Annotated in this window: 10 protein-coding genes and 1 pseudogene; 5 read left to right on the forward strand and 6 right to left on the reverse strand. The window is 75.6% G+C overall.

Going from position 1 to position 9976, the window contains the following annotated elements:
* Positions 1-1105 (forward strand): aminotransferase-like domain-containing protein (locus CS2_RS16310; RefSeq protein ID WP_070320773.1); only part of this gene is annotated, 1105 nt, incomplete at its 5' end.
* A 27-nt stretch (positions 1106-1132) separates the two neighbouring features.
* On the opposite strand, the gene CS2_RS16315 is transcribed toward CS2_RS16310, so the two are convergent.
* Genes CS2_RS16315 through CS2_RS16330 form a run of 4 tightly spaced genes read right to left on the reverse strand, consistent with a single transcriptional unit; the run spans position 1133 to position 3217 of the window.
* Positions 1133-1348: a hypothetical protein gene (locus CS2_RS16315; protein ID WP_046528582.1), complete on the reverse strand. Its 216-nt coding sequence runs from the start codon at positions 1346-1348 to the stop codon at positions 1133-1135.
* Positions 1345-2397: a quinone-dependent dihydroorotate dehydrogenase gene (locus CS2_RS16320; protein WP_082740312.1), complete on the reverse strand. Its 1053-nt coding sequence runs from the start codon at positions 2395-2397 to the stop codon at positions 1345-1347. The genes CS2_RS16315 and CS2_RS16320 overlap by 4 nt, the downstream gene beginning before the upstream one ends.
* A 5-nt stretch (positions 2398-2402) precedes the next feature.
* A complete protein-coding gene (locus CS2_RS16325) occupies positions 2403-2861 on the reverse strand; it encodes a hypothetical protein (protein ID WP_070320774.1) in 459 nt (152 codons plus the stop codon).
* Positions 2858-3217, reverse strand: a complete 360-nt coding sequence (locus CS2_RS16330; RefSeq protein WP_046528583.1) for a hypothetical protein — start codon at positions 3215-3217, stop codon at positions 2858-2860. The genes CS2_RS16325 and CS2_RS16330 overlap by 4 nt, the downstream gene beginning before the upstream one ends.
* A 145-nt stretch (positions 3218-3362) precedes the next feature.
* On the opposite strand from CS2_RS16330, the gene CS2_RS16335 reads away from it, so the two are divergent.
* Positions 3363-4844, forward strand: a complete 1482-nt coding sequence (locus CS2_RS16335) for a leucyl aminopeptidase (RefSeq protein WP_046530602.1) — start codon at positions 3363-3365, stop codon at positions 4842-4844.
* 46 nt (positions 4845-4890) lie between these two features.
* Here the strand turns inward: CS2_RS16335 and CS2_RS16340 are convergent, their stop codons facing one another.
* Positions 4891-5238: a hypothetical protein gene (locus tag CS2_RS16340; protein ID WP_046528584.1), complete on the reverse strand. Its 348-nt coding sequence runs from the start codon at positions 5236-5238 to the stop codon at positions 4891-4893.
* Between the two features lie 198 nt (positions 5239-5436).
* Here CS2_RS16340 and lpdA point away from each other — a divergent pair, with 198 nt between their 5' ends.
* The 3 genes from lpdA to CS2_RS16355 all read left to right on the forward strand — a co-directional run bounded on the left by lpdA (position 5437) and on the right by CS2_RS16355 (position 9680).
* Complete coding sequence (gene lpdA, locus CS2_RS16345; protein WP_070320775.1) at positions 5437-6819, forward strand: dihydrolipoyl dehydrogenase; 1383 nt, start codon at positions 5437-5439, stop codon at positions 6817-6819.
* A gap of 27 nt (positions 6820-6846) precedes the next feature.
* Complete coding sequence (sucB, locus tag CS2_RS16350) at positions 6847-8625, forward strand: 2-oxoglutarate dehydrogenase, E2 component, dihydrolipoamide succinyltransferase (protein ID WP_070320776.1); 1779 nt, start codon at positions 6847-6849, stop codon at positions 8623-8625.
* Between the two features lie 137 nt (positions 8626-8762).
* Positions 8763-9680, forward strand: coding sequence for a TIGR01777 family oxidoreductase (locus tag CS2_RS16355; RefSeq protein WP_070320777.1), 918 nt, complete (start codon positions 8763-8765; stop codon positions 9678-9680).
* On the opposite strand, the pseudogene CS2_RS19170 reads toward CS2_RS16355, so the two are convergent.
* Positions 9652-9976 (reverse strand): annotated as a pseudogene (locus CS2_RS19170) (hypothetical protein); the annotation flags it as partial. The gene CS2_RS16355 and the pseudogene CS2_RS19170 sit on opposite strands and share 29 nt — an antisense overlap.

Genomic DNA, 9976 nt, shown 5'->3' on the forward strand with positions numbered 1-9976 from the left:
GGCCGCCGCCCCCGCCGCACCGCCGCGGCTCGCGACGGCGTGCGCCGCCGCCCTCGACCAGCTGCCCCGGCACCTCGCCGGCGCCGGCTACGCCCCCCTGGGCCTGCCGGCGCTGCGCGCCGCGGTCGCCGAGCGCTACACGCGCCGCGGCGTGCCGACGACCCCCGCCCAGGTGCTCGTGACGACGGGCGCGCAGCAGGCGATCCACCTGCTCACGGGCGCGCTCGCGGGCACGGGCGACCGGGTCGTCGTCGAGCACCCGACGTACCCGCACGCCGTCGACGCGGTGCGGGCCGCCGGTGCCCGCCCCGTACCGGTGCCCGTGACGCCGGCCGGCACCGACCTCGACCTGCTCGAGGCGACCGTCCGGCAGACCGCACCACGGCTGGCGTACCTCGTGCCGGACCATCACAACCCGACGGGCACGTCGCTCACGACCGAGGGCCGTGCGCGCGTCCGCGAGCTCGCACGCCGCACGCGCACCGTCGTGGTGGGCGACGAGACCCTCACGGACCTCACGATCGACGGACCGCAGCCGTCACCGTTCGCGGGCGACGGCCTCGCCGACCGCTACGTCGTGAGCGTCGGCTCCGCGTCGAAGTCGTTCTGGGGCGGTCTGCGCGTCGGCTGGGTGCGCGCCCACCCCGACCTCGTGGGCGCGCTCGCGCAGCGCCGCGCGCACGTCGACATCGCGACCTCGGTGCTCGACCAGCTCGTCACGACCGAGCTCCTCGCGTGCGCCGACGAGGTCCTCGTGCAGCGCCGCGCCGTGCTGCGCGAGCAGCGCGACGCCCTGCTCGCGACGCTCGCGCACGACCTGCCCCAGTGGCACGTGCCGGTGCCGGCCGGCGGGCTGTCCACGTGGGTCGACCTGGGCCGGCCCGTCGCGACGGCGCTGTCGGCGCTCGCGCACGGCCACGGCGTGCGGATCGCGCCCGGGACGGCGTTCGGCGTGGACGGCACGTTCGACGACCACCTGCGCGTGCCGTTCTCGCAGCCCGTCGAGGCGCTGCGGCGCGCCGTGGACGGGCTGACGGCGGCGTGGTCGGTGCTCGCGGGCACGCGGTCCGACCGCGTGGGGGTCGCCCAGCCCGCGCTGGTCTGAGCGGCCGGCGCGCCGCCGGCGACGGCCTCAGACCGTCGGCAGCTCGATCTCGGGCGGCAGGTCGCGCCCGTCGTGCTGGAGCACGGCGTGCCGCACCCCCTGGCCCGCGAGCGCGCGCCAGTGCTCGCCGAGCCACTGCTCGGCGTCGAACCGCACGAGGAACACCGGGCTGCCGGGCCGGTCGACGGCCTCGCCGTCGTCGCCCACGAGCCGCCACTGCCACCGGGGCCGCACGACCGTCACCGGACCTCCCGTGCCGTGGCGTCCGACGCGAGCGCACGCGCGACGCGCGCCGCGTAGAACGGCCCCTCGTAGATGAACGCCGTGTACGCCTGGACGAGCGTCGCGCCGACGGCGAGGTACTCGCGCGCGTCGGCCGCGCCGCTGACGCCGCCCACGCCCACGAGCACCGCGTCGGGGCCGAGGCGCGTCCGCAGGCGTGCGACGACGTCGAGGCCGCGCGCGAGCACGGGCGGCCCCGACAGGCCACCGGGTCCGAGGTCGTGCGCGATCGTCGTGTTGACGGCGACCACGCCGTCGAGCCCGAGCTCGGCCACCAGGTCGGCGACGGCGTCGACGTCGTCGTCGCTCAGGTCGGGCGCGATCTTGACGAGCACGGGCACCGCGGGCCGCGCGGCGCGCGTCGTCGCCTCGTCGGCGGCGACCCGCACGGCCTCCAGGACGGGCCGCAGCGCGTCGACCGCCTGCAGGTCGCGCAGGCCCGGCGTGTTCGGCGACGACACGTTCACGACGAGGTAGTCGGCGTACGGCGCGAGCCGCTCCGCGCTCGTCGCGTAGTCGGCGGCGGCGTCCTCGACGGGCGTCACCTTGGTCTTGCCGATGTTGACGCCGACGACCAGAGCCCGGCCGTGCGGCGTCGCGCGCAGCCGCCGCAGCCTCTCGGCGACGGCCGCGGACCCCTGGTTGTTGAAGCCCATGCGGTTGCGCAGCGCGCGCTGCGGCAGGACGCGCCACAACCGGGGCTTGTCGTTGCCGGGCTGCGGGTGCGCGGTGACCGTGCCGACCTCGACGAACGCGAAGCCGAGCATCGCGAGCCCCTCGACCGCACGGGCGTCCTTGTCGAACCCCGCCGCGAGCCCGAACCGGCCGGGGAACGTGCGTCCCCACACCCGCACCGCACCGGCGCCGCCGCGCGGCACGCGCAGCACGCGCGAGACGACGTCGCGCAGCACGGGCACGCGGCCGACCGCGCCGATCAGCGCGAACGCCACCTCGTGCGCCCGCTCGGGGTCCATACGGCGGAAGACGAGGTCGAACAGCAGCCGGTACACGCGGGTCACCCTACGGCGGGCGGCCCGGCGGACGCCGGGACGTCCGTGCGGCCCGTGCGGCCCGTGCGGCGCAGCCACCACAGCCCGACGAACGGCAGCACGAGCGGCACGTACCCGTACCCGGCGCCGAAGCGCGACCAGACGGTCTCGTCGGGGAAGTCGCCGACGTCGACGATCGACAGCAGCCCCACGACCAGCACGCCGACGAGCTCGAACGCGACGGTCGCCCACGCGAGCCGGCGGCGGTCGGCCGCGAGCGCGAGCGTCGCGACGACGTAGACGACGCCCGCGACGAGCGACAGCACGTACGCCACCGGTGCCTCGTCGAGCTTGGTGGTCACCTGGTAGAGGCCGCGCGCGGTCGCGGCGAGCGCGAGCACGCCGTACACGGCGACGAGCAGCCGGCCGGCGCCGGACCCCGTGGGGCGGTGCGCCGGTGCGGCGGGTGCGGGCGGTCGGGTCATGCGGTCCCCCAGATCTGCAGCAGCCGGAGCTCGAGGAAGGCGACGGTGAGCGCGGCGACGAGCAGCACGACCGAGCTCCAGCGGGTGCGCTCGGCGAACGCCCACGCGGCCGCGACGGGCAGGATCACGAGCTGGGTGACGACGTAGCCCCACAGCAGCACGCCGTCGACGTCCTGCGAGCCGGTGGCCTGGACGACCCCGAGCACGACCGCCTGGAGCACGAGGACGCCCTCGACCACGGCGGCGCCCCAGAGCTGGCGCAGGACGACCGCGCGGTCGGCGACGACGAACCACGTCGCCCAGCCGGCCAGCGCGAGGCAGAGCACCGCCACGACGACGGCGAGGGGGATCACCACGGGGCGACAACCTACCGGGCGGGGACCCGCCCGGCCCCGTGACGTCCGTCGCCGCGGCGTGGTGACGGCCGGGTCGCGCGCCTCGGCGCCGCACGGTCGCCGCCGGTCCCCCGGCGGGCCCGCGCGGCGCGGCTACCATCGACGCGTGATCTCGCTGACCTCCACCGACCCCGCCCGGCTCGACGTCGAGGCGGTCGTCGTCGCCGTCCGCCCGCAGGGCACGTCCGTCATCCCCGTCGACGCCGACTGGCTGCCCGCGGAGCTCGCGCGGCAGATCACGCAGGACGGGACGCGCCTGGGCGTCACCGGTGCGGCCGACGAGGTGCGCCGGCTGCCGGGGACGGGGCTGACGGCCGCGACGCTCGTGCTCACCGGCCTGGGCGACGCGACCGTGGACGCCGCGACTCCCGAGGGCGCCGAGGCGCTGCGCCGCGCGGCCGGAGCCGCGACCCGTGAGCTCGCGGGTCTCGCGTCGGTGGCGCTCGCGCTGCCGACGCCCGACGCCGCCGCGGTCGGGGCAGTCGCCGAGGGTGCGCTGCTGGGCGCGTACGGCTTCGCCCGCTACCACGAGCAGGACGCGCCGGTCGCGCGCGTCGAGGTCGTCACGCCCCGCGTGCGGGACAAGGCCGCCAAGGCCGCGCTCGCGCGCGCCGAGGTGCTCGCCGCCGCGGTCCACGCGACGCGCGACCTCGTGAACACGGCACCCAACGACCTGTACCCCGCGGCGTTCGCCGACGCCGCCAAGGCCGCCGTCAAGGCATCCGGCGCCAAGGGCCTCAAGGTCACGGTGCTCGACGAGAAGGCGCTCCTCGCGGGCGGGTACGGCGGGATCATGGGCGTCGGCCAGGGCTCGGCGCGCCCGCCGCGCCTGGTGAAGGTCGCCTACGCGCCGTCGCGCGCGACGGGCCACGTCGCGCTCGTCGGCAAGGGCATCACGTTCGACTCGGGCGGCATCTCGATCAAGCCGGCGGCCGGCATGGAGGCCATGAAGTCCGACATGGCGGGTGCGGCAGCCGTGCTGCACACGGTCGTCGCGGCCGCGCAGCTCGGGCTCCCCGTGGCCGTCACCGGCTGGCTGTGCCTGGCCGAGAACATGCCGTCGGGCACCGCGCAGCGCCCGTCGGACGTCATCACGATCCGCGGCGGCAAGACGGTCGAGGTGCTCAACACCGACGCCGAGGGCCGGCTCGTCATGGCCGACGGCCTGGTCGCGGCCGTCGAGGAGAAGCCCGACCTGGTCGTCGACATCGCGACCCTCACCGGCGCGCAGATGGTCGCGCTGGGCCACCGCGTCTCGGCGGTCATGGGCACCGACGCGGCGCGCGCCGAGCTGGTCGACGCGGCGCACGGCGCGGGCGAGCAGTTCTGGCCGATGCCGCTGCCGGCGGACCTGCGCGCGGGCCTGAAGTCGAAGGTCGCGGACCTGGCGAACATCGGCGACCGGTTCGGCGGCATGCTGACCGCCGGCATCTTCCTGCAGGAGTTCGTCGGGTCGACGCCGTGGGCGCACCTCGACGTGGCCGGGCCCGCGTTCAACGAGCGGTCGGCGTTCGGCTACACGCCCGTCGGCGGCACGGGTGTCGGCGTCCGGACGCTGCTGCGGCTGCTGGAGCAGCGCGCGTCCTGACGGACGTCGCCGCAGACCCGCGTCGGCGGCGCGGCGGCCGGGCGCGTCAGGCGCGCTCGGCCGCGCGACGCCGGCGCTCGACGCGCTGGCGCGCGTTCCAGTCCCGCACGCGCTGCGGGTAGCCCGTGCGCTGCACGTCGTACACGGGGATCTGCAGCTCGCGCGCGAGCGCGGCCGCGGCCCGGTCGTCGGGGACCTTGCGTCGCGTCCACTCGCCGTCGGTCGCGACGAGCATGAGCGTCGTGGGCGTGACGTTGGTGCGCGGCTCGACGTACGCCTCGACACCGACGCGCGTGGTCACGAAGTCCCGCAGGTAGGCGAGCGTCTCGGCGCGCGCCTCGCGTCCCGCGGGCGCGTCCGTGGGCTGAGGTCGACGACGGGAGAACAGACCCATCCCGCGAGCGTACCGACGAGACCTGGACGTCCGCTGGACGTCCGCGGGGGCCCGGAGCGGCGCGGCACACGCCTCGCGCAGGACATGGGACGACTGTCGCGGGACTCACACCGCCGGACGTGCTAGTCGGTTCGTCGCGACGGGGACGGGATGACAAGATGGGGCGGCAGCCCATCCCGACCTGCGAGGAGTGCGCACGTGGCCGACAACGGCACCGCTTTCGACATCGTCGTCCTGGGCGGAGGTAGCGGCGGCTACGCGGCCGCGCTGCGCGCCGCCGAGCTCGGCAAGACCGTGGCCCTCGTCGAGGCCGACAAGGTGGGCGGCACGTGCCTCCACCGCGGGTGCATCCCGACCAAGGCCCTGCTGCACGCGGCCGAGCTCGCCGACAACGCCCGCGAGGGTGCGCACTTCGGCGTGCACACGACGCTCGAGCGCGTCGACATGGGCGGCGTGAACCAGTACAAGGACAACGTGATCGGCCGCCTCTACAAGGGACTCCAGGGGCTCATCAAGTCCCGCAAGATCGAGGTCGTCGAGGGCTGGGGCAAGCTCACCGGCCCGCACACGGTCCAGGTCGGCGACCGCACGCTCACGGGTGAGCACATCGTGCTCGGCACCGGGTCGTACGCCCGCTCGCTGCCCGGGCTGGAGATCGGCGGCCGGGTCATCACGTCCGACCAGGCGCTCACGCTCGACTGGATCCCGCGCTCGGCGATCATCCTCGGCGGCGGCGTCATCGGCTCCGAGTTCGCGAGCGTCTGGAAGTCGTTCGGCACGGACGTCACGATCGTCGAGGCGCTCCCCCACCTCGTGCCGAACGAGGACGAGGCGATCTCCAAGGCCTTCGAGCGCGCGTTCCGCAAGCGCGGCATCGGCTTCAACCTGGGCGTCCGGTTCCAGGGCGTCACGCAGGACGACAACGGCGTGCACGTCACGCTCGAGGACGGCAAGACGTTCGACGCCGACGTCCTGCTCGTCGCGGTCGGCCGCGGCCCCAGCACGTCGGGCCTGGGCTACGAGGAGCAGGGCCTCACGCTCGACCGCGGCTTCGTCATCACGAACGAGCGCCTGCACACGGGCGTCGCCAACATCTACGCCGTCGGCGACATCGTCCCCGGCCTGCAGCTCGCGCACCGCGGGTTCCAGCAGGGCATCTTCGTCGCCGAGGAGATCGCGGGCCTCAACCCCCCGACGATCGACGAGTCCGGCATCCCGCGCGTGACGTACTCCGACCCCGAGGTCGGGTCGGTCGGCGTCACGGAGAAGCGCGCCAAGGAGCTGTACGGCGACGAGAACGTCGAGGTCCTCGAGTACAACCTCGGCGGCAACGGCAAGAGCCAGATCCTCGCGACGCAGGGCTTCATCAAGCTCGTCCGCAAGAAGGACGGGCCGGTCGTCGGCGTGCACATGATCGGTGCGCGCGTCGGCGAGCTCATCGGCGAGGGCCAGCTCATCGTCAACTGGGAGGCGTACCCCGAGGACGTGGCCCAGCTGGTCCACGCCCACCCCACGCAGAACGAGGCGCTCGGCGAGGCCTTCCTGGCGCTCGCCGGCAAGCCGCTGCACGCCCACAACTGACCTGGATCGAAGGAGACACGAGCGGTCATGTCCGAGAACGTGCAGCTTCCCGCGCTCGGTGAGTCGGTCACCGAGGGCACCGTCACCCGTTGGCTCAAGCAGGTCGGCGACCGTGTCGAGGTCGACGAGCCCCTGCTCGAGATCTCGACCGACAAGGTCGACACCGAGATCCCCTCGCCCGTCGCGGGCGTGCTCGAGAAGATCCTCGTCGAGGAGGACGAGACGGTCGAGGTCGGCGCGACCCTGGCCGTGATCGGCTCGGGCGAGGGCGGCGACTCCGCCGGGGACGCCCCCGAGCAGGAGCCCGCGCAGCAGGCGCCCGCCGAGGAGCCGGCGGCCGAGCAGTCGGCCCAGCAGGCCCCCGAGCAGCACGAGGACGCCCCGGCCCCGGCCGAGGCCTCGGCGCCGTCGGGCGACGGCCAGGAGGTGACGCTGCCCGCGCTGGGCGAGTCCGTCACCGAGGGCACCGTCACGCGCTGGCTCAAGGCCGTGGGCGACCAGGTCGAGGTCGACGAGCCGCTGCTCGAGATCTCGACCGACAAGGTCGACACCGAGATCCCCTCGCCCGTCGCGGGCACGCTCCAGGAGATCAAGGTCGGCGAGGACGAGACCGTCGAGGTCGGCGCCGTGCTGGCGATCGTCGGCTCGGGTGCCGCGGCGCCCGCCGCGCAGGCCCCGGCCGCGCCCGAGAAGCCCGCCGAGAAGCCCGCCGCGCAGCAGGAGCCCGCACCGCAGGCGTCCTCGCAGCCCGCCGGGTACGAGGCACCCGCGCCCGAGACCGAGTCGGCGCAGTCCGCCGGCACGACGCCGGCCGCGCAGGAGGCCGCCCGGCAGCAGCCGACGGCTCCGGCGGCGCCCGCCGCGCCGGCCGCCGCCGGGTCGTACCTCACGCCGCTGGTCCGCAAGCTCGCGGCCGAGAAGGGCGTCGACGTCAGCACGCTGACCGGCACCGGCGTGGGCGGGCGCATCCGCAAGGAGGACGTGCTCGAGGCCGCCGCCAAGGCCGAGGAGGCCCGCAAGGCCGCCGAGGCGCCGCCCGCCGCCGCCCCCGCGGCGTCGAAGCCGGCGGCACCCCCGGCCGTGTCGCCGCTGCGCGGCACGACCGAGAAGGCGAGCCGGCTGCGTCAGATCATCGCCGAGCGCATGGTCGAGGCCCTGCACACGCAGGCGCAGCTCACCACCGTGGTCGAGGTCGACGTCACGAAGATCGCGAAGCTCCGGGCACGCGCCAAGGACGACTTCAAGGCGCGCGAGGGCGTCAACCTCACGTTCCTGCCGTTCTTCGTCCAGGCCGCCGTCGAGGCCCTCAAGACGTACCCGAAGATCAACGGGGTGCTCGAGGACAAGACGATCACGTACCACGGCCAGGAGAACGTCGGCATCGCGGTCGACACCGAGCGCGGCCTGCTCGTGCCGGTCATCCGCGACGCGGGCGACCTCAACCTCGCCGGCATCGCCCGCAAGATCAACGACCTCGCGGGTCGCACCCGGTCCAACAAGGTCACGCCGGACGAGCTGTCGGGTGCGACCTTCACGGTCACCAACACCGGCTCGGGCGGCGCGATCATCGACACGCCGATCGTCCCCGGCGGCACGTCGGCGATCCTCGGCACGGGCACGATCGTCAAGCGCCCCGTGGTCGTCAAGGGCCCCGACGGCGAGGAGGTCATCGCCATCCGGTCGATGTGCTACCTGTGCCTGTCGTACGACCACCGGCTGGTCGACGGCGCGGACGCGTCGCGCTACCTCATGGCGGTCAAGAACCGCCTCGAGGAGGGCGCGTTCGAGTCCGAGGTCGGTCTCTGACACGACGCACCACCCGCGAGGGCCGTCCACCGTCGGGTGGGCGGCCCTCGCCGCGTCCGGGACCCCGCAGGCGCTCGCCCGCCCGGCCGCTCCACGGTCGCCGCGCCGCACGCCCCGCGCGTCACTAGGGTGGCGGCATGCGCGTGCTGGTCGCCGGGTCGTCCGGCCTCGTGGGGACGGCCCTGGTCCGCCATCTGACGGAGGCCGGGCACGACGTCGTGCGGCTCGTGCGGCGAGCGCCGCGCGGACCCGCCGAGGCCGGCTGGGATCCGGACGCCGGACGCGTCGACGTCGCCGCGGTGCGCGCCGCGGACGCCGTGGTCGACCTCGCGGGCGTCAACGTCGCCTCGCGGCCCCTCACGGCGGCACGCAAGCGCGCCGTCGTGGACTCGCGCGTGCGGACCGCCGGGCTGCTGTCGCGCACGCTCGCCGGGCTCGCGGGCGACGACGCGACGCCGGCACCCCGCGTGCTGCTGCAGGCCTCGGGCATCGGCGCGTACGGCGACCGCGGCGACACGGTGCTCACCGAGACCGAGCCGCTCGGCGACACGTTCTTCGCGGGCGTCGTCCGCCGCTGGGAGGCCGCGACGGCCCCCGCGCAGGACACCGACGTGCGCGTCGCGCTGCTGCGCACCGGCATCGTCCTGAGCCCGCACGGTGGCGCGGCCGCACCGCTGCTGCTCCCCCTGCGCGCGGGTGTCGCGACACGGCTGGGCTCGGGGCGGCAGTTCTGGAGCTGGATCAGCCTGCTGGACGAGGTGCGCGCGATCGAGCACCTGCTCACCGCCGACGTGCACGGACCGGCGAACCTCGTGGCCTCGGCGGACCGGCACGCGGAGCTGCTCGCTGCGCTGCGCCGTGCCTGGGGTGCGCACGTCACCGTCCCGGTGCCCGCTGCGGCGCTCCGGATCGCGCTGCGGGACTTCTCCTCCGAGGTGCTCGGCTCGGTGCGCGCGGACCCGGCAGCCCTGCGCGCGAGCGGCTTCGTGGCCCGGCACACGACGCCGCACGACGTCGCCCGCTGGCTCAGGACGGCACGCCGCCCGGCTCCCTGACGTCGAGCACGCGCCACCGGCCGTCCGCCCACCGGAGCACCAGCTCCACGGTGCGCGACGGGACGGCGGGCACGTCGGCGCGCTCGCCCCGGGGCGTCACGCGCACGTGCGGGCCGAGGCCGGACGTCACGTCGACGGTCGCGTCCCCGTCGGGCGTGCGTCCCGTGGCGGCGACGGCCGCCACGTCGGCGACCAGTCCCTCGCTGCGGGCGCCCGCGAGCGCCGCGACGACCGCGGCGTCCGCGGCGGCCGCCGGCGAGCCGGGCACGGACAGGTCGGCGAGCGCGGCCGCGTCG

Origin of the sequence: Cellulomonas iranensis NBRC 101100 = JCM 18110 (genome assembly GCF_001552375.1) — a bacterium.
Lineage (GTDB): Bacteria > Actinomycetota > Actinomycetes > Actinomycetales > Cellulomonadaceae > Cellulomonas > Cellulomonas iranensis.

Excerpts from the sequence above, each read along its gene's own strand:
- CS2_RS16325 (WP_070320774.1), bottom strand. The coding sequence starts at position 2,861 with ATGACCCGACCGCCCGCACCCGCCGCACCGGCGCACCGCCCCACGGGG.
- CS2_RS16340 (WP_046528584.1), bottom strand. The coding sequence starts at position 5,238 with ATGGGTCTGTTCTCCCGTCGTCGACCTCAGCCCACGGACGCGCCCGCG.
- sucB (WP_070320776.1), top strand. The coding sequence starts at position 6,847 with ATGTCCGAGAACGTGCAGCTTCCCGCGCTCGGTGAGTCGGTCACCGAG.
- CS2_RS16355 (WP_070320777.1), top strand. The coding sequence starts at position 8,763 with ATGCGCGTGCTGGTCGCCGGGTCGTCCGGCCTCGTGGGGACGGCCCTG.